Source organism: Streptomyces sp. NPDC003393 (assembly GCF_053589015.1).
Genome location: NZ_JBSFRB010000011.1, coordinates 159,136 through 178,149, shown reverse-complemented (window position 1 = coordinate 178,149; position 19,014 = coordinate 159,136). Strand labels below are relative to the sequence as shown.

Below are 19,014 nucleotides of genomic sequence, written 5' to 3'. Positions count from 1 at the left end.
CAGTCCCTGGACATCATGAAGGCCAAGGGCATCCCCGGCAGCTACGACGGCCTCAAGCGCAACATCATGCGCGAATCCAGCGGCAACCCCAACGCCCAGAACAACTGGGACGTCAACGCCAAGAACGGCATCCCCTCCAAGGGCCTCCTCCAGGTCATCGACCCCACCTTCAACGCCTACCACGTCGACGGCACCTCCCAGAACATCACCGACCCCGTCGCCAACATCACCGCCGCAGCCAACTACGCCGCCCACCGCTACGGCTCCATCGACAACGTCAACTCCGCCTACTGACCCCAGACACCCCAACAACACCCCCACACCCCCAAGGCCGGCACCGACAGCAACACCCACTGCCGACACCGGCCTTCGGCACACCCACCACCAACACCCCACCGCACGCCGACGCCCGCGGCCCGCCCCGCTTGTGCCCCGGTGGACCGCAGACGACATCGGCGGCGGCAGACGCTCCGCCCGCCGTGCTCGGGGCCAGGGCCTCGTAAGGGTGGTCGGACCCGTGGCGAGCCCCCAGTACCCCCGTCGCCCGGCGGGCGTACCGGCCCGGGTTTCGCCGGGCGACGGCGGGAAACCCGGCTGCGGCGACGGAGGCGGGGGCTGCCGGCCCTGCCGACTGAAGGTGGGTCGTCGAACAGAGGGGCCTGCACATGGCATCCGACGAGACGGCGGATACGGCCGTGGTGACCGGAGCGTCCTCCGGCATCGGTGCGCAGTACGCCATCCGGCTGGCCCGGCGGGGCCGGGACCTGGTGTTGGTCGCCCGGCGTGCCGAGCGGCTCGACGCCCTGGCGGGTCGGCTGCGTGAGGAGACCGGGGTCAGGGTGGAGTCGACGGAGGCCGATCTCGCCCGGTCGCCGGACCTCGCCCGGGTCGCGGACCGGGTCGCCGCCGACGACGTGGAACTGCTGGTGAACAACGCCGGAATCAACGGCTACGGGCACTTCGCCGAGGTCGATCCCGCCCTGCTCACCAAGGTGATCGACGTGAACGTCGTGACGCCGACGGTGCTGACCCGCGCGGCCGTCCCGCACATGCTGGCGCGCGGCAGTGGCGCGATCGTCAACGTCGCCTCGCTTCTGGCGTTCGCGGGATCCTTGCCGCCGGGTCCGCTGCCGCACCGGGCCGTCTACGGGGGCACCAAGGGGTACGTGGTGGCGTTCAGCAGGACGCTCGCCGCCGAACTGACCGGCACGCCGGTGCGCGTCCAGGTCGTCTGTCCCGGACTCACCGCCACCGAGTTCCACCTCGGCACGGGGGATGCTCCCGTGCCCGGGGAAGCGCGGGTCCACGACGACGGTGGGATGCCGGCCGCCGATGTGGTCACCGCCTCCCTGGCCGCCCTGGAAGCCGGGGAAGTGGTGTGCGTGCCCGGCATGCAGGACCCTGACGCCGTGACCCGGCTGATCGACGCGGAACTCGCCCTCCGCAACAGCTCCGGCCGCAGCTTGGCCCCCCGCTACCGCGTCGCGGAACGCTCGCGGGACTGAACCGCGATGCGGGCCCGCCTGACCGGTCGCGCACGGCGAACCGCTCGCCTCGGGGTGCCTTCTGCGTGCCCTCGGCGCGCGGATACCCTCGGACGATGTCGAATCGAACGGTGGCGGCCGGAGTAGGTCTCGCACGGGTGATGGCCCACTGTGGGGGCAGCACGGCGGCAGCAGTCCACCATCTGGCCAATGCCATCGCCGCGGCCCCGGAGAACCCGGAGCCCTATGAGGTACTGGCCGAGCTCTGGGCGGACAAGCCGTCGGAGCTGGCCGAGGTCGTTCAGGGGTCCAGCACCTTGAGGACGGTACTGGCGCGGTCGTACGTCAGCTTCCTCCAGGACGACATGGACACCGCGGCGCTGGCCATCGGATCGGTCACGGGTGCGCGACCCGACATCGCGTGGGCCGAGGCGCCGTGGTTCGGCGACGAGAGGTTTCTCGGCGCGGTGAGTGCCGACGCGCTGGCCGAAGCCGCGATGCGGACGATGGACCGCGGCCATCCGCTGGACACCGCGCTCATGCGGGAACGGTTCCGTCCCTGGTTCCGCGCCATCGACCTGGTGTCCGCGCGCCGGCCGGTGCCGGAGGCGTTGGCCAGGATGGCGATCCTGTTGCGCGCATGCGGTCTCACGGATGCGTCGTTCGCCCTCTGCGACCAGGCGGACTCCGTCGAGCGGGTCATGATGACGGAAGTCGTACGAGCGGGCACGTGGCGCAAGCTGGGTGAGCCCGAACAGACGGCGGCGGCGTTCGAGCGGGCTCTTGCCCTGGACCCGGCCAACTGGTCGCTCTACCTCGACCTGGCCGATGTGCGCGCCGAGCAGGGCGACTTCGCCGCCGCGGTCCGGCTGATCGAGGAGGGAACGCGACACGAGCCCGCGGACCTCACCCTCCGCGCGGCCGGGGCCGCCTACCGGGCCCGGCTCACCGGTTCACCTGACGCACTGAACGAGCTCATCGAACTGGCGCCGGAGCTGCCGAAGGACTCCTACCGGGACCTGCTGATCGATCACGCGTGTGCTGGGCCCGCTCTGCCCGCCGGGCTCGTGGCCGCGGCCCGCCGCGTCCAGAACGGCTGAGGTTCCGCTCCCCGCCGCGCGACAGTTCTCGCAGCGAACGCGCGGCACCCCGCGTCGCTGCGCGGGCCGGCATGCCCGGCGGGCCGATCGACAGGATCGGCGCCCACCGCGACGGTCGCCCGAACGGAGGCCCGCCGTCGTTACGGAAGCCGTTGGGCCGTTCGCAGGATTCGACGCCACGAGACACTCGCGGGTGTGACGTACCGTCAGCTGCGCCCGCCCCGTCACAGCGCGGTTCTGGAGCAGGGGCAGAACCGACAGCGTGTCATTGTCCCGATCGATGGCCTGTACAAGCGAGCGTTACGGACATATCCGCATTTTGTAACGTGAGTCCGTTCACCGATCTTGTGCTGCCGAGGAGGGCCACAGTGTGGGGCCTCGGCACCGAGCCGGGATTCGCATCGCACTCCTTGCCTCGACCAGGGTGTGCACGCACATGAGAGGACAGCTTCATGTCTGTGTCTCGTACGACGGCCCGCCTGATCGCCACCTTCGTGGCTTCGGGCTTCCTCATCGGCGCGGCCGCCATGCCGGCCCTCGCCGCCGGAAGCGACCATCACCGCGACAACGGAAGGACTCACTCGCACAGCCATCGTTCGGAGGCCGTCAGGGGCGACCACGACGGTCGCCACGGTCGTTTCGGCGACCGGGACCGGGGCCGGCACCACGGCCGCCATCACGACCGGAACCGGGGCTGGCACCACGGCTGGTACCCCAACCGTCACCGGGATCACCGTCACCACCTCGGTCACCACTAACTCGCCCTGACAGCCTGCTGTGACACGGGGCCGATTACACCTCCGTCCTCATGGCGGGCACGACGGTCGCACGCCGCCGGGGGCCGAAGATTGCTGCGGTTTCTTCGACCGCCGGCCACGAGCAGGTCATAGATCGTGCCGGCGGCCGACTCGGCCGAGCGCGGTTCGAAGTCGGCTTCACGACACAGGACAGCCGGGAAGGGACACACCCTGGCGATCGACGCGCCGACTGCACGCAGTCGAGGTCTTAGTGATGTGGGTCACAAAATGCTGGCGTATCGCGCGCAACTGCGGCCCGTGCCGCTGCCGTCTGAGAGAAAGTCGGGCCCCTCAGGGCCGGGGAGCGAGAGAGCGGGGCAGGTCGTGGGACGGCGCAGGGGTGGTATAGGGATCGCACTGGTCACGGTCGCGATGATGGTGGGCGCGGCTGCGTGCGGCGGAGGTGGCGGCGACAAGGCGAGCGGAGGCGACGCGAAGGCGTCGGACAGGCCGAGCGCGAGCACCGGCGCGAGCGCCTCGCCGACTCCGAAGAAGCCCTCGGGCCCGCCGATGCTGCTGGACACGATCACCCCGCGGACGGGCACCACGGTCGGCGTGGCCATGCCGATCTCGGTGGTCTTCAGCAACCCGGTGGCTGCGAAGGCGCGAGCCACGGTCGAGAAGCACATGAAGGTGAGCGCCTCCCGGCCGGTGGCCGGCGCCTGGCACTGGATGGGCGACAGGCGCGTCGACTGGCGGCCCAAGTCGTACTGGCCCTCCGGCACCAAGGTGAGGATCGACGCCGACATGGAGGGCGTCGGCAACGGCAACGGACGTTACGGCGTGCACGGCTACACGCACACCTTCACGATCGGCGACGACGTGCGCGCGGACGTCTCGGTGACCGGCCACACCATGAAGGTGACCCGCAACGGCAAGCCGGTGCGCACCCTGTCGATCAACGCGGGCAGCGCCAAGTACCCCACCTGGAACGGCACGATGGCCGTCATCGACAAGCAGGAGAAGGTCCACATGACCTCCTGCAGCGTCGGCATCAGCTGTGACAAGGGCAGCCCCGACTACTACGACCTGACGCTGCCCTGGGACGTCCACCTCACCCAGTCCGGCACGTACGTGCACTACTCGACCGGCGACCCCAATCCTGGTGGTGGCAGCGCCCGCGGTTCGCACGGCTGCGTCCACCTGTCGCTGTCGGCCGCCAAGTGGTTCTACCACCAGGTCAAGCAGGGCGACCCGGTCACCATCACCGGCTCACCCCGCGAGAAGGCTCCGGCCGACAACGGCTACGCCGCCTTCAACCTGGGATGGGACCAGTGGCTCGCGGGCAGCGCGGCCGGGGAGCAGACGACCGCCGCACTGTGACGGGCGCCCCGCCGGAAGCCGGCCTCGGCCCGGACATGACGCTCGGCGGCGTCTCGCCGCGTGGACCGAGGCGGGGGACCGCCGCAGTCGGACGTCCGGTGCGGTCCTGCGGGGGACCGCTTTCCTGTACGTCCGGCATCGAGCGGGACGAGCAGGGCGCGGGTCGGGTCACAGGTCGAGGACCAGGCGCCGGCAGGCGGCCCGGGAGACACAGATCATCATCGTGTCGTGGCGGGCCTGCTCCTGAGGGGTGAGCAGGGAGTCCCGGTGGTCCACGGTCCCATCCAGGACCATGGTCTCGCAGGTGCCGCAGGTGCCCTCCCGGCAGGAGGAGAGGACAGTCACGCCGGCGTCCTCGACGGCCTCCAGGACGGAACGGTCCGCCGGCACGGTCAACGTCATGCCGGACTGGGCCAGTTCCACCTCGAACGGGATCGACGAGGCGTCCCGGCCGGACTTGGGCACGAAGCGCTCCAGATGCAGAGCGCCCTCCGGCCAGCGGGCACACCGCTGCTCCACGGCGTCGAGCAGGGCTTCCGGACCGCAGCAGTACACCGCGGTGTCGTGCCGCGGCGATCCGAGCAGTGCGTCGAGGTCGAGCAGTCCGCACTCGTCCTGCGGACGCAGTTCCACCCGGTCCGGGTGGTCCCGCAGGAGCTCTTCGGCGAAGGCCATCGTGGCCCGGCCGCGTCCTCCGTACACCAGCCGCCAGTCGGCGCCCCGCTGCTCCGCGGCGGCGATCATCGGCAGGAGCGGGGTGATGCCGATACCGCCGGCGACGAACAGGTAGCGGACCGCGTCGACCAGGGGAAAGTGATTGCGCGGACCGCGGATCCGGACCGTGTCGCCCTCGGCCAGCGAGTCGTGCACGTGCCGGGAGCCGCCGTGGCCTGTCTCCTCCCGCAGGACGGCCACCTGGAAGGCGGAGGTGTCGCCCGGATCACCGCACAGGGAGTACTGCCGGACCAGACCGGCACCGAGTATCAGGTCGATGTGGGCTCCGGCGCCCCAGGCGGGCAGTCGCCCGCCCTCGGGGTGGGCCAGGGTCAGCCGGACGACGCCGTCGGCGACGGTCTCCTTGCGCGCCAGTGTCAGGTCGAGTTCGACCTCGGTGCGCGGAGGCGTCGTGGTGGTCATGGTGTTTCTCTTTCCGGAGCGGGATGTCCTCAGGCGAAGGGCTGGTGCGGGAGCTGAGAGGCCGGCCCGGGAGCCGGCGTCGAAGCCGGGCCGGGTCCGTGGTCGTCGGGGTGGCCCAGCAGCCAGTCCCACAGCGGCACCGGATCCTCGAACTCGCGCTCGGCGCCGCAGTGGCAGACGGCGAGCAGCCGGTCGGTGCCGGGCACCCAGTGGATACGGTGGACGTGGTCGCCCGTGAGCGTGAGCGGGTGGATTGCGTTCACCGCACGGTCTCCGCCTGCTGCTCTGCGTCGGCACGCGCCAGCCGGGCGAGGATCCGGCGGGCGGCGAGGCCGCCCGTGTCGACGTTGATGCTCAGCTCCTGGTAGCCGGCCTTCTCGGTGTCCAGGGCCTTCTGCAGCACGTTGAGGGCGACCACGTCCTGCATGACGACCGTGTGGTTGCTCTCCCTGAGGAAGTCGCTGACCTGCTGGTCCTCCAGTGCGAAGTCCCGGGCCACCGCCCAGAAGTCGTAGGTGGCCCGCTCCGTCGACGGGGTGATGCCGTAGACGACCTCGACGTGGAAGGCGTGCGGATCGCTGCCGTCGGCACCCGGGGCGGGGGCGCCGACCGGGGCGATACGCGAGTGGAGGAGGTACAGGCCCGGAGCGTGGTACTCGATGTCCTGCCAGCGGGTGATCCGGCCCTCGATACCGGTGGACTTCGCGTAGAACGGCGGGCACTCGGCGTCGTCCATGTGCCGGCTGACGTGGACGATCCCGGCGGCGTCGTCGACCTCCGTGGTGATGGGAGTGTCGGCCACCTCGGGGGTACCGATGTAGCCGCCGTGCAGATACGTCTCGTGGGACAGGTCCATCAGGTTGTCCACCAGCAGGCCGTAGTCGCCGTCGATCGGTTCCATGCCGGACACCACGGTGTGGTCGGGCGAGTCCAGCCATGGGGCGCGCGGTGGCCGTGCGTCGCCCGGCTCCCGGTCACCGATCCACACCCATACGAAGGAGTCCTGCTCGATCACCGGGTAGGCGGCGAGGCGTGCGGTGCGCGGGATCCGCTGCTGCCCGGGCACGGAGACGCACGTGCCGTCGGTGCCATAGGTGAACCCGTGGTAGCCGCACACCACGCGGTCGCCGTCCAGCCGGCTCGGTGCCTGCGACAGCGGGAAGCGGCGGTGCACGCAGCGGTCGGACATCGCCACGGCACGGCCGTCCTCGGTGCGGTACAGCAGGATCGGCTCGCCCAGCACGGTGCGCCCGAGCAGTTCGCGTCCGACCTCACGGCCGTAGGCGGCGACGTACCACTGATTGCGCACGAAAGCTGTCATCGAAGTCTCCTCGGGGTGTCGGTATCGGGGGCACCGGCGGCCGGGGCCGCGGCGGCAGGCACGGGCCGTCCGCCGATGGCGGGAGGCGGCAGCGGGCAAAGACCATCAGAGGCGACGGCGAACGCGCTGACCGTGCGGCCGATCCGGTTCGTCCAGGCGGCGACGCACGGGGCGTCCAGGTGCATGAGGACGCGGCCGGAGCCACTCGTCCGCCCCTTGCCGAGGGCGGGGCACGGCGAGCGGTTCACCGGACGGCTCCCGGGCGAGACGGAAAGCGTGGCGGAACCATGGCAGCACTCCGTTGTCGACTGCGCGGCGGGCGTCGACACCCTGCACGCAGACGAGCGCTGCGGTCCCGGTGGACCGTGGGCCGGGCGTCGACCGGTGCGCACCATCCTGGGGACGGCCCGGGCCGGTGACCAGCGGGCTTTCCGGATGCCGGGAAACTTCTGCGCGACGGAGCCGGACGGCGCTCGCCGCATCTGCGCTCAGCCCCTGGGAGCGGCGACGGCGCGGGAGATCGCACGGGCGCTGGTGAGGACCAGCCGGGCCAGCGCGTGCGGGGAGGCGCTGCCGTGCCGTACCACCAAGGAGACCGCGGCGGCCACCTGACCGCCGCCGCCGTACACCGGGGCGGCGACCGACAGGGCGTCCATGGTGACCTGACGGTCGCTGACCGCATAGCCGTTGGCCCGTACCGCGGCGAGTACGGACCGCACCTCGCGTGGGTGGGTGAGCGTCCGCTCGGTGTAGCGCTCGAACGGGCCGGCCAGCACCGTCTCCTGCACGTCGACGGGTGCGTGCGCGAGCAGGACGAGCCCGACGCCGGTGGCCGTGAGGGCGAACCGTCCACCGGCCCGGCTGAGCACGGGTACCGCACCCGATCCCGCGATGCGTTCCACATAGACCACCTCGGTGCCTTCCCGCACGGCGAGTTGGACGTTCTCGCGGGTGATCTGGGAGAGGTCCTCCAGGAAGGGCAGGGCTCGTTCGCGCAGGCCCTGGCCGCGCGGCGCGAGGGAGGCCACCTCCCACAGCCGCAGGCCGACCCGATAGCAGCCGTCGTCCCCGCGCTCCAGGGCGCCCCAGGCGAGGAGCTCGCCGAGCATGCGGTGCACGGTCGACACCGGCAGCCCGGACCGCCGTGCCAGTGCGCTCAACGTCATCTCCGGGCAACCGGCACTGAACGCACCGAGGATCTGCAGCGCACGGCCCAGCACCGGCCCTGTGCCCGTACCCGTCTCCGGGCCGCGGCGCACCGGGCCGGCACGGGCCGGGGTCCCCGCCGGCCCGGCCTTCGGATCGTCCGGCCCGGCTCCCGACGCGTTCCTGCGCTTCCGGCCCCGCTCGGCGTGCTGCTGCTCACTGACCAGCGGATCCTCCAAGGCGCTGCCCTCATTGCCTGCGATCACCGGCTGTCCCGGTCTGCGGTCGTGCGGTCGGCCCACAGCGGGATGGCGCCGTGCCGGGGCGGTTCCCTCCCAGGCCGTGGCAGTCAGTCTGCAACAAGTCCACGGTGGCGTCGAGAAGCCGGTGACGCCGCATCGAAGCGCATTCGAAGCGGCGGCCACGCGATCGCGCCGCGGAAACGGCGGGAGCAGGCGCCCTGCGGGAACCGTGGGAGCCGCCGGTCGCCGTGGCCGCTCCGCCTGCCGGTGAACCGCGGGGTCGGGCGCGGGACGACCGACGATCGCATGACGCGAGCGGCCGTGCCGGCCGGGCACGTTCGCCTACGGGCGGTCGGCGCGTCCCGGCAGCAGGGCTCCCATCGCTCGTTCCAGCTCCGCGACGCGGTCGGCGAGAGCAGCCGTCCCGGTTTCCGGGCTGTCGCGCAGCAGCAGTTCGATCCGGGTGAGGCGCCGCGAGATCTCGGCAAGCCGGTCCGCGTCCAGTTGCCGCGCGTGCGACGCCAACTGCCGGTTGCGGTAGAGGTCGAGAAAGACGTTGATCTTGGTGCGCAGGACCCACGGGTCGATGGGTTTGGTGATGAAGTCGGCGGCGCCGATCGAGTATCCGCGGTAGGCGTAGTCCGCGCTCGCCTCGCTGCCGGTGACCAGGATGATGGGCACATGCTTGGTCTGGTCGAGGCGCTTGATGTTGGCGGCGGTCTCGAAGCCGTCCATGCCGGGCATCCGGACGTCCAGGAGGACGACCGCGAACTCCTGGCGCAGCATCGCTTTCAGCGCCTGCTCTCCCGAACGGGCGCGCACCAGGTGCTGGTGCAGCGGGCCGAGTACGGCCTCGAAGGCGACGAGGTTCTCCTCCATGTCGTCCACGATCAGGATGCTGCACGGTGGGGCCGGGCCGGTGCTCATGGCGCGTCCTGGCCTCGGTCGTCGGGGCCGTCTCCCGCACCGGACGGTTCCTCGGTGGTCCCCCCGTCGCGCGCCGGTTCCCGGGAGCCGCTCCGCGGATCGAGCAGCTCGAGGACGGCGGACAGCAGACGGTCGATGTTCACCGGCTTGGGCACATAGTCGGAGGCGCCGCTGTCGATCGCCTTCTCGCGGTCTCCCGGCATGGCCTTCGCGGTGAGCGCGATGATCGGCAGCTCGGCGAGACGTGGGGTGCGGCGGATGGCGCGGATCGTCTCGTATCCGTCCATCTCCGGCATCATGATGTCCATCAGGACCAGCGACACGTCGGGTGAGCGTTCCAGCACCTCGAGTCCCTCCCGGCCGTTCTCCGCGTAGGTGACGGTGATGCCGACACGGCCCAGTGCGTGGGTGAGGGCGAAGACGTTCCGGATGTCGTCGTCGACGATCAGGATGCGACGGCCGGCCAGGACACGGCCGGGGCGCCCGCTGAGCCACTCCTTGAGGCGCGTCGTCTCCGGCCAGGTGTCCTCCCGGCCGTCGGCGGATCCCGCGGGCTCGCCCGCCGTCAGATCGTCCGGGCCCAGGCGGTCCGGATCCAGGATGTCCGCGCCCTGCCGGTCGGCGTGCTCGAAGGCGGGCTCGGGTGTCACGTCCTCGGCGGCGGCCGCCAGTGCCCGTGCCTCGGCCGGGAGCGCGGGTGGGACGCCGACGGCGCCTGCCTCGACCAGGCCCCGTCCGGGGGCGCCGGGATGGACGGCGGGAATGTAGAGGGTGAAGCGGGAGCCCACACCGGGTTCGCTCTCGGCGACGATCTTGCCGCCGAGCATCCCGGCGATCTCCCGGCTGATGGACAGGCCGAGGCCGGTGCCGCCGTACTTGCGGTTGGTGGTGCCCTCCGACTGCCGGAAGGCCTCGAAGATCATCGGAAGTTTCTCGGGAGCGATACCGATGCCGGTGTCCGCGACGCAGAACGCGACGACCGCTTCGGCGTTCTTCAGCGTCTCCTCCTCGAATCGCTCGCCCGCTACCCGGTCGACGCGCAGTTCCACCTTGCCGGAGTGGGTGAACTTCACGGCATTGGACAGCAGGTTGCGCAACACCTGCTGGAGGCGCTGCTCGTCGGAGTACAGCTCGGCCGGCACGTCCTCGTCGACGGCGATGTCGAAGCCGAGGCCGCGGTCGATGGTGAGCGGCCGGAAGGTGGCGTGGACGTAGTCGAGCAGTTTGATCAGCGGCAGTGTCTTCGGGCGCACGTCCATCCGGCCGGCTTCGATCTTCGACAGGTCGAGGATGTCACTGATGAGCTGGAGCAGGTCCGAACCCGAGCGGTGGATGGTGGTCGCGAACTGCACCTCCTGTTCGGACAGATGCCCGTCGGGGTTGTCGGCGAGCAGCCGGGCCAGGATCAGCAGCGAGTTGAGCGGGGTGCGAAGTTCGTGGGACATGTTCGCCAGGAACTCCGACTTGTACTGCGAGGCGGTGGCGAGCAGTGCGGCCTTCTCCTCCAACTCGGCGTTGGAACGCTGCAGTTCGTTCGACCGCTCGCGCAGCTCGGCGGTGAGTCGCTGGGACTGCGACAGCAGCGACTCCGTACGGGAGTTGGCGATGATCGTGTTGATCGAGACGCCGATCGTGTTGGCGAACTGGTCGATGAAGGCCAGGTGCACATCGCTGAACCTGCTGAGCGAGGCCAGCTCGATCACGCCGAGCACCTGGTCCTCGAAGAGGATCGGCAGGATCACGATGCTGGCCGGATAGGCCATGCCGAGACCGGAGTTGATGGTGATGTAGTTGGGCGGCACGTCGGTGATGAGAATGCGCTGCTTCTCCAGTGCTGCCTGGGCGATCAGTCCACGGCCCGGGGTGCCGGTGGCGGGCAGGGGGCTGCTCCCGTCTGCCTGGTCGTGACCGTACCCGGCGATGAACTGCAGGCCCTCACCGGGCAGTGCGCCGGCCTCGGCAAGGAAGAACGCTCCGAACTGCGCGTTCACCAGGGGGGTCAGCTCGCGCAGGATCAGGTCCGCGACCTCCACCAGGTCGCGGTGGCCCTGCATGAGCGCGGCCATGCGGGTGAGGTTGGACTCGAGCCAGTCCTTGGCGCGGGTGGTCTCACGGAGGTTGGAGACCATGAGGTTGATGTTGTTCTTCAGCTCGGCGACCTCGCCCTGGGCCTCCACCGTGATGGCGCGGGACATGTCGCCCTGGGTGACCGCGCTCGCCACCTCCGCGATCGCCCGGACCTGGGTGGTGAGGTTCAGCGCGAGTTCGTTGACGTTGGTGGTGAGCCGCTTCCACGTGCCGTAGACGCCCTCGACCCTCGCCTGGCCGCCCAGCTGGCCTTCACTGCCGACCTCCCGGGCCACGCGGGTGACCTCGGAGGCGAACGAGGAGAGGGTGTCGACCATCGTGTTGATGGTGGTCTTCAGCTCCAGGATCTCCCCGCGCGCGTCGACGTCGATCTTCTTCGACAGGTCGCCCTGGGCGACGGCGGTGGCGACCTGGGCGATGTTGCGGACCTGCGAGGTCAGGTTGTCCGCCATGAAGTTGACGTTGTCCGTGAGGTCCTTCCACACCCCCGACACACCGCGCACCTGCGCCCGGCCGCCCAGCCGGCCCTCGGTGCCCACCTCACGGGCGACCCGCGTGACCTCGTCCGCGAACGCGCGCAGTTGCTCGACCATCGTGTTCACGGTGTCCTTCAACTGGAGGATCTCGCCGCGCGCGTCCACGGTGATCTTCTTGGACAGGTCGCCGTTGGCCACGGAGGTGGTCACCTGGGCGATGTTGCGGACCTGCGAGGTCAGGTTCGACGCCATGAAGTTGACGTTGTCGGTCAGCTCCTTCCATACGCCTGAGACCCCTCTGACCTGTGCCTGCCCGCCCAGGTTGCCTTCGGTGCCGACCTCGCGGGCGACCCGCGTGACCTCGTCCGCGAACGCCGACAGCTGGTCGACCATCGTGTTGATGGTCGATTTCAGCTCCAGGATCTCGCCCTTGGCCTCCACGGTGATCGTCTTGCCCAGGTCGCCCTGGGCGACGGCGGTGGCGACCTGGGCGATGTTGCGGACCTGCGAGGTCAGGTTGTCCGCCATGAAGTTGACGTTGTCCGTGAGGTCCTTCCACATCCCGGACACACCGCGCACCTGCGCCCGGCCGCCCAGCCGGCCCTCGGTGCCCACCTCACGGGCGACCCGCGTGACCTCGTCCGCGAACGCCGACAGCTGGTCGACCATCGTGTTCACGGTGTCCTTGAGCTGGAGGATCTCGCCGCGCGCGTCCACGGTGATCTTCTGGCTCAGGTCGCCGTCGGCGACGGCGGTGGTCACCTGGGCGATGTTGCGGACCTGTGAGGTCAGGTTCGACGCCATGAAGTTGACGTTGTCCGTGAGGTCCTTCCACACCCCCGAGACGCCCGGTACCTGTGCCCGCCCGCCGAGCTGTCCCTCCGTGCCGACCTCCCGGGACACCCGGGTGACCTCGTCCGCGAACGCGCGCAGCTGGTCGACCATCGTGTTCACGGTGAGCTTCAGTTCCAGCAGCTCGCCGGTCGCCTCGACCGTGACCTGGCGCGTCAGATCACCACGTGCGACCGCCGTGGTCACCACCGCGATGTCGCGCACCTGTGCCGTCAGTCGCGCCGCCATCCTGTTGACGGCCTCGGTCACGTCACGCCAGTCGCCGGCCAGGCCCTGCACCATGGCACGCCCGCCGAGCCGGCCCTCGGTACCGACCTCACGGGTGACGCGGGTCAGCTCGCCGGTGAACAAGGACAGCTGCTCCACCATGCGGTTCACCCCGCGCCCCAGGCGACGCATGTCTCCCCGGAGCTGACGCTTGCCGTCGTGCAGTTCGACGCGCTGCGTCAGATCGCCGTCCGCGACGGCGGTCAGGACGCGGGTGGCGTTCACGACCGGGACCGCCAGCGCCTCCAGCAGTGTGTTGGCCGCTTCCACACTCGTGGTCCACGCCCCCTGCCCGGGGCTGGCCGCGAGCCGCTCGTCGAGCCGTCCCTGGCGCACCACTTCGCGCCGGACCCGGTCGAGCTCCGAGGCGAGATGCGCGTTCCGCACGATGATCTGGTTGAGCACCCCGGCCATCTCGGCGAGGACACCGTCCGGCGGCGTTCCGGCGCGTACGGTGAAGTCTCCGTCACACAGTGAGTTCATGGCCGCGAGGAGCGGCCGCAATTCGGCCTCGCGTATCCACTCGCCGACCGGCGCGGCGCCGGGAGGGGGTGCGGAATCGGGACCGATCCCGACGGGTCCACGTCCTTCCCGGAGCTCTGGCTCACGGGAGGCGAGGTCAGACTGGGCGGCAGGGTCCATGGCAGGCCATTTCCCGGCAATGAGAATTCGGTTAGCTCTATTTAGACTATATTTATCCCAATATGGCTCATCAGCGAGCCGGTCGGGAGTCACCCGTGGGGTCGTCCCTTGATCTGCGTGGATCCGCCTCCCGGATGCGCGTACCCGCCAACGAACTGGCGGCCTCGGCGGCACGCAAGTTCGTGCGTGCCGTACTCACCGAGCGATCCGCCCTGCACTGCCCCACGGCGCCGGACAGCGGCGAGCGGCTCGTGGACGACGCCGCGCTCCTGGTCAGCGAGCTGGTCACCGACGTCGCCCGCCGGGCCGCCATCGAGGTGGACGTCCTCTGTCGCCTGGAGACCGGCAGCGACGCGCCGCATGGCGCCCCGGAAGGCGGCACCGGGCGGGTGGGCATCGTGGTCGAGGTGGTGGACCCTGCCCCATCGGCCGCTCAGCGCGGCACCGAGGGCATGCACAGCGACACACGCGGCTACCGTCACCGGCTGCTGCGCGCACTGGCCGAGTCCTGGGGAGTGACCTACCGGCACGCCGAGAACGCCGCCTGGTTCCGTCTGGAACGCGAGGCGAAGCCCCCGGTGGAGACCGGGCCACAGGATCTGCCCCGTTCCCTCGCCGAGGCCGTTCCCCGCCCGCTGCCGATGCGCGAGCCCGTGACCGCCGCACCGCCGCACCGCTGCCGGAGCCGTAGCACCGAGTGGGCGGAGCGCGAAGGGCAGACCTTCCTCGCCGAGGCCGGCGAGCTCCTCGCCGGGCAGCTGGACGAGCACATGGTGGCGGCGCTCGCCGGACAGCTCGTGGTCCCCAGGCTCGCGGACTGGTGCGGCGTGTGGCTGACCACGGACTCCGGCACCCAGCTCTGTCATGTCTGGCACCGGGACGAGCGGCGGATCCACACGCTCCGGGCGGCCCTCGAGAAGGAACGTCTGCCCGCCGGGCTGAGCAGGAACGGCACCCAGTGGCCCTGGCCCGAGTTCCCCGGCGCGGAGAAGACCGGCTCCGCGCTGGCGTTCCCGTTGACCGCGGGCGGCCAGTGCGAGGGCGCGCTCCTGATCGGCCAAGCGGGGCTGCCTCACATGACCGACGCTGTCGTACGGCTTTCGGAGGACGTGGCCCGACGGGTGGCCCAGGCGGTGGCCACCGCTCGCCGCTACACCAAGCAGGCGAGCATCAGCAGTTCACTCCAGCGCCGGCAGCTTCCCACGTCCCTCGCCATCATTCCGGGCGTCGACACGGCGATCGTCTACGAGCCCTGCGGCGAGGGGCAGACCGTCGGCGGCGACTTCTACGACCTGTTCCCCATGGGCAGCCACCGTTGGTGCTTCCTGCTCGGTGACGTGTGCGGCCACGATCTGGAGGCGATGTCCGCCACCGGCCTGGCCCGCCACCTCGTACGGCTGCTGGCCCGGGAGGGCCACGGCGTCGAGTCCCTGCTCAACCGGCTGAACGTCGCGATGGCGGAGGAGGCTGCCGAGGCCCTCGCGATGCGCGGCGAGCACGAGGGCTCTCGCTTCCTGAGCCTGCTGTACGGGGAGTTGCAGCCGGACCTGGCCGGCGGCGCGCGGTGCACACTGGCCAGTGCCGGACATCCGACGCCGTTGAGGCTGGCGACGGACGGATCGGTGACCAAGGCCACGGACCCGCAGATGCTGCTCGGAATCGACGAACAGCAGGAGTTCCACGCCAACACTCTCACCTTGGCGCCCGGCGAGACGCTTCTCTGCGTGACCGACGGAGTGACCGAACGCCGCAGAGGTGTACGCCAGTTGGACGACGACGACGGTCTGGCGAAGGTGCTTCGGGGATGTCTCGGACTGGGCGCGAAGGCCGTGGCGGAACGTGTCCGGCGCGCTGCCCACGACTTCAGCGCCGAACCGATCGACGACGATCTGGCCGTACTGGTCGTGCAGGCGGTTCCGTTGGAGGGGTCGGCACGGTCGAGCTCCTGCCGGGACGAGCGAGGTCACTGACGCTCCGCCGGCAACCGGCCGTCGACGGTGGTGGGCACACGAGCGGCGGGGTGCGTAGGTGGTCGACCGATCGCGACTGACAGATCGCCGGCCGTGTGGTTACGATGTCGGCGATGAAGAACTTCTCCTCGTACGGATTGGGGGAATCGTTCGCGCAAGGTGGGTGCTGATGGCACATCACTTCGCGAACGCGATTCCGACCCGCCTGCTGATGTGGCAGCGCGTACGCGAGTACGCCGTGCCACCGTCCATGATCGAGACCGCGGCCGCACGCCGTGCGGTCGGCGACTGGGCCGGTGCCTGCGCCGCCGCCCGGATCGACGTCGATCTCGATCTGCGCGCCGTGCGTGACCGTCACGGCACCGATGTCGTCCGTCGTCTCCGTGCGGACCTGCGCCGTCTGGCCCCGGATCTGCTGCGCTGGCACATGCCCCGGATCGTCCCGGACGGGATGCTCCGGCCCGGCCTCACCCTCTGTCTGGCGCGTTACCCGCAGCCCGGCGCGGCGCCGTTGCGGTTGGTGGTGCGGACACCGCCGGCCTGGGCGGACGCCGGACAGCGGATGTCACTGACGCTCTGGGACGGACCGGGCGACGGCTCCCCCGGACGCCGTCCGCTCTCCCGCCCACGTCCGCACCCGCACCCGCACCCCGAGCGGCGTTTCCGGCTCGATCTGCACCGGCATCTGTGGGACTCCGGCCGGAGCGGCGAGCTGGCGTGGCGGTGCGGTGCGGCCGGGCCGCGCCGCGTCCCGCCCGGTCGGTCTCCCGGTCACGACTCCCCGTGGGCGGTGCACCGCTGGGCCGCCGAGGGGGAGTTGCTGCTGCGGGCCGAGGGGCGGCCGGGCAGGGCGTTCACCGTGCGCCTCGGTGCGCGGAGCCGGACGGTGCTCGAACTCGCCGCCCCCGACGACACCCATGCCCCGACGTTCCGGCCGGTGCGGGAGGACCTGCCCCCGCAGGAGATCGCGGCGCTTCCGGTGCTTCCGGAGGCGGCGGCCCGGGTCCTGCCGGACCTGGAGCTGCTGCGGGCCGGGCTGATCACGGCCGGCCGGCTGCATCCGCTCGTGGCGGCGGCCCTGGCGGCGTACGGACGGGAACCGGTGGCCGCCGTCGCGCCCGAACCGAGTGACCCGCACCGGGTGGAGTGCCGGGGTGAGATCCACCGGATCGCCCTGCGCGACGGGGTGCTGACGGCGGTCGATCACGACCCGGCCCAACTGCGCCGCGAACAACTGCTGGTGGCGCTCGGCGGGCCGGCGCTGCCCTGTCTGCGGGCGATCGACACGGTGCACCGCGAGCCGGAGGCTCTGCCCGCGGTACGGGAGCGGCTCCGTCACGGCGATGTCGCCGGAGCGCTGGCCGTGGTCGAGGGGCTGCTCGGTCCCGGCGCGCTGCTGCGCGAGGGACCGCTGCGGGAGGAACTGCAGTCCGCTGTGGCCCGACGCATCGATCACGGGCTGTTCCGCTCGGGCCTGGTGGCCGAGCATCCCGCCGCCGGTACGCCACGCCGCGGGGACGGCTCGGACACGGGGCGCCGCGAGGCGGACCGCCGTCCGCGGCCCGACCGCGGCACGCCGGCCGCGATGCTCCGCAAGCGTGGCAGCCGCGGCCGGCCGCGCACCGGCCTGACCGGCTGACCGGCCGGTCCCCTGCTTCGACCGATCTCCCTTTCCGTGCCCTGCGCCGGGCGCCGCACGCGCCCCTCTCGTGCACATCGTCCGAAACGCGTTGTCCTCATGCCCTTCTCCCACCCCAGGTGATGCCCTATGACCACCCGCACCGAGACCCGGACCCGACTCGCCGTCGCCGACGACCTGCTGTCCCTTCTGCGGACGACCACCACCGAACCGCGGCCCGACGAGCAGCTGGAAGCGCTCGCCCTGGCCGTCGCGGCCGACCTGCCCGTACTGCTGTGGGGCGAGCCGGGCATCGGCAAGACCGCGGCCCTCACCCAGCTCGCCGCCTCCCTCGACCTGCCTCTGACAACCGTGATCGCCAGCGTCCACGAGCCGTCCGACTTCTCCGGGCTGCCCATCGTGGGCGACGACCCGGCGGTGCGGGGCGTGCCGATGGCGCCCCCGCAGTGGGCGGTCGAACTGGTGCGGGCCGGGCGGGGCCTGCTCTTCCTGGACGAGCTGTCCACCGCCACCCCGGCCGTCCAGGCCGCCCTGCTCCGGGTCGTGCTCGAGCGGCGGGTCGGCGCACTGCGGCTGCCGCCGGGGGTGCGGATCGTCGCCGCCGCCAATCCACGCGCCTCGGCGGCGGACGGGTGGGAGCTCAGTCCGCCGCTGGCCAACCGCTTCGTGCACCTGTACTGGGTGCACGACCGGGAGGTGGTGGTGCGCGGGCTCGGCGGGGTCTGGCCCCGGGCACAGCTGCCCCGGGTCGAGCCGGAGCGGCTGGTGGAGGCGGTGGCTTTCGCCCGGCGGGCGGTCTGCGGCTTCCTCGAGGTACGGCCCACGCTGATCCACCGGTTGCCGAGCACCGAGACCCGGCGTGGCGGCGCCTGGCCGTCGCCGCGGAGCTGGGAGGCGGCGTTGACCCTGCTGGCCTTCGCCACGGCGGCCGGCGTGTCGCGGGATGTGCTGGCGCTGCTGGTACGGGGTGCGGTGGGCGACGGGCCGGGACTGGAACTCCTCGCGCATCTGGACCGGATGGACCTGCCGGACCCGGAGTCGCTGCTCGCCGATCCGGCCGCTGCCGAACTGCCGCGACGCGGCGATCTGCGCCAAGCGGCGCTGGAGGCGGTGGTGGCCGCCGTCGGGGCACGTCCGGAGCGGGAGCGGTGGGAGGCGGGCTGGGCGGTGCTGGGGCGGGCGCTGGAAACCGGCGCCCCGGATCTGCTGGTCGCCCCGGCGACGGCACTTGCCGCGCTGCGGCGGGACGACTGGGAGGTACCGTCGACGATGGACCGGCTGGCCGAAGTGGTGGGCCTCGCCCAGCGCGCGGACCGGTCGGTGCGGCGGGTCGCGGGGACGGCGGCGGGGGTTCGCCGATGACGGGACCCGCGGCGCGACCGGGACCACCGCAGCAGGTGCGCGGGCCGGTACTGCCGCCGGCGCCCGCCCGGGCAGTACCGGCGCCGACGCCTGCCCGGGCAGCGCCGCCCCAGCCGCTTCCGCACCCACCCTCCCGGTCTCCGGCACCACCGCCCCCGCCGCCTCCGACGCCCCGACGCCCGCTGCCGCGGCCGATGGCGCGGCCCGCGCCGCCGCGGCCCGCGCGGGTCACCGCGCCGGG

Annotated in this window: 14 protein-coding genes; 8 read left to right on the top strand and 6 right to left on the bottom strand. The window is 71.5% G+C overall.

Annotation, left to right across the window (positions count from 1 at the left end; all coding sequences use genetic code 11):
* The 5 genes from ACWDUZ_RS14655 to ACWDUZ_RS14635 all read left to right on the top strand — a co-directional run.
* Nucleotides 1-294: transglycosylase SLT domain-containing protein (locus ACWDUZ_RS14655; protein ID WP_451632163.1), on the top strand; the 294-nt coding region annotated here is incomplete at its 5' end.
* 371 nt (nt 295-665) lie between these two features.
* Nucleotides 666-1,505, top strand: coding sequence for an SDR family NAD(P)-dependent oxidoreductase (locus tag ACWDUZ_RS14650; protein ID WP_451632162.1), 840 nt, complete (start codon nt 666-668; stop codon nt 1,503-1,505).
* Between the two features lie 95 nt (nt 1,506-1,600).
* On the top strand, nt 1,601-2,584 hold the full coding sequence (locus ACWDUZ_RS14645; protein WP_451632161.1) for a tetratricopeptide repeat protein: 984 nt from the start codon (nt 1,601-1,603) through the stop codon (nt 2,582-2,584).
* Between the two features lie 452 nt (nt 2,585-3,036).
* Nucleotides 3,037-3,342 (top strand): hypothetical protein, encoded by a 306-nt coding sequence (locus tag ACWDUZ_RS14640; RefSeq protein WP_451632160.1) that lies wholly within the window; start codon nt 3,037-3,039, stop codon nt 3,340-3,342.
* A gap of 363 nt (nt 3,343-3,705) precedes the next feature.
* The gene (locus tag ACWDUZ_RS14635) at nt 3,706-4,704 is read left to right on the top strand and encodes a L,D-transpeptidase (RefSeq protein WP_451632159.1); all 999 of its coding nucleotides are present in this window, start codon (nt 3,706-3,708) and stop codon (nt 4,702-4,704) included.
* Nucleotides 4,705-4,872: 168 nt separating this feature from the next.
* On the opposite strand, the gene ACWDUZ_RS14630 is transcribed toward ACWDUZ_RS14635, so the two are convergent.
* The 6 genes from ACWDUZ_RS14630 to ACWDUZ_RS14605 all read right to left on the bottom strand — a co-directional run bounded on the left by ACWDUZ_RS14630 (nt 4,873) and on the right by ACWDUZ_RS14605 (nt 13,643).
* A complete protein-coding gene (locus ACWDUZ_RS14630) occupies nt 4,873-5,841 on the bottom strand; it encodes a PDR/VanB family oxidoreductase (RefSeq protein WP_451632158.1) in 969 nt (322 codons plus the stop codon).
* Nucleotides 5,842-5,870: 29 nt separating this feature from the next.
* Entirely contained in the window at nt 5,871-6,104 is a 234-nt protein-coding gene (locus ACWDUZ_RS14625; RefSeq protein WP_451632157.1) for a hypothetical protein, read from the bottom strand.
* Nucleotides 6,101-7,162 (bottom strand): Rieske 2Fe-2S domain-containing protein, encoded by a 1,062-nt coding sequence (locus tag ACWDUZ_RS14620; protein WP_451632156.1) that lies wholly within the window; start codon nt 7,160-7,162, stop codon nt 6,101-6,103. Before ACWDUZ_RS14620 ends, ACWDUZ_RS14625 begins: the two co-directional genes overlap by 4 nt.
* A 488-nt stretch (nt 7,163-7,650) precedes the next feature.
* The gene (locus ACWDUZ_RS14615) at nt 7,651-8,574 is read right to left on the bottom strand and encodes an IclR family transcriptional regulator (RefSeq protein ID WP_451632155.1); all 924 of its coding nucleotides are present in this window, start codon (nt 8,572-8,574) and stop codon (nt 7,651-7,653) included.
* A gap of 318 nt (nt 8,575-8,892) precedes the next feature.
* Nucleotides 8,893-9,477 (bottom strand): response regulator, encoded by a 585-nt coding sequence (locus ACWDUZ_RS14610; protein WP_451632154.1) that lies wholly within the window; start codon nt 9,475-9,477, stop codon nt 8,893-8,895.
* Nucleotides 9,474-13,643, bottom strand: coding sequence for a HAMP domain-containing protein (locus ACWDUZ_RS14605; RefSeq protein WP_451632153.1), 4,170 nt, complete (start codon nt 13,641-13,643; stop codon nt 9,474-9,476). The genes ACWDUZ_RS14610 and ACWDUZ_RS14605 overlap by 4 nt, the downstream gene beginning before the upstream one ends.
* Before the next feature lie 293 nt (nt 13,644-13,936).
* On the opposite strand from ACWDUZ_RS14605, the gene ACWDUZ_RS14600 reads away from it, so the two are divergent.
* From ACWDUZ_RS14600 to ACWDUZ_RS14590, 3 genes are all read left to right on the top strand, one after another.
* Nucleotides 13,937-15,772, top strand: a complete 1,836-nt coding sequence (locus ACWDUZ_RS14600) for a SpoIIE family protein phosphatase (protein WP_451632152.1) — start codon at nt 13,937-13,939, stop codon at nt 15,770-15,772.
* 169 nt (nt 15,773-15,941) lie between these two features.
* Entirely contained in the window at nt 15,942-17,411 is a 1,470-nt protein-coding gene (locus ACWDUZ_RS14595; protein WP_451632151.1) for a hypothetical protein, read from the top strand.
* Nucleotides 17,412-17,540: 129 nt separating this feature from the next.
* Nucleotides 17,541-18,773 carry an AAA family ATPase gene (locus ACWDUZ_RS14590; RefSeq protein WP_451632150.1) on the top strand — a complete coding sequence of 411 codons (1,233 nt, stop codon included), beginning with the start codon at nt 17,541-17,543 and terminating at the stop codon, nt 18,771-18,773.
* The last annotated feature ends 241 nt before the right edge of the window (nt 18,774-19,014 follow it).

Excerpts from the sequence above, each read along its gene's own strand:
- ACWDUZ_RS14650 (WP_451632162.1), top strand. The coding sequence starts at position 666 with ATGGCATCCGACGAGACGGCGGATACGGCCGTGGTGACCGGAGCGTCC.
- ACWDUZ_RS14645 (WP_451632161.1), top strand. The coding sequence starts at position 1,601 with ATGTCGAATCGAACGGTGGCGGCCGGAGTAGGTCTCGCACGGGTGATG.
- ACWDUZ_RS14640 (WP_451632160.1), top strand. The coding sequence starts at position 3,037 with ATGTCTGTGTCTCGTACGACGGCCCGCCTGATCGCCACCTTCGTGGCT.
- ACWDUZ_RS14630 (WP_451632158.1), bottom strand. The coding sequence starts at position 5,841 with ATGACCACCACGACGCCTCCGCGCACCGAGGTCGAACTCGACCTGACA.
- ACWDUZ_RS14620 (WP_451632156.1), bottom strand. The coding sequence starts at position 7,162 with ATGACAGCTTTCGTGCGCAATCAGTGGTACGTCGCCGCCTACGGCCGT.
- ACWDUZ_RS14610 (WP_451632154.1), bottom strand. The coding sequence starts at position 9,477 with ATGAGCACCGGCCCGGCCCCACCGTGCAGCATCCTGATCGTGGACGAC.
- ACWDUZ_RS14605 (WP_451632153.1), bottom strand. The coding sequence starts at position 13,643 with ATGAACTCACTGTGTGACGGAGACTTCACCGTACGCGCCGGAACGCCG.
- ACWDUZ_RS14600 (WP_451632152.1), top strand. The coding sequence starts at position 13,937 with ATGCGCGTACCCGCCAACGAACTGGCGGCCTCGGCGGCACGCAAGTTC.
- ACWDUZ_RS14595 (WP_451632151.1), top strand. The coding sequence starts at position 15,942 with ATGGCACATCACTTCGCGAACGCGATTCCGACCCGCCTGCTGATGTGG.
- ACWDUZ_RS14590 (WP_451632150.1), top strand. The coding sequence starts at position 17,541 with ATGACCACCCGCACCGAGACCCGGACCCGACTCGCCGTCGCCGACGAC.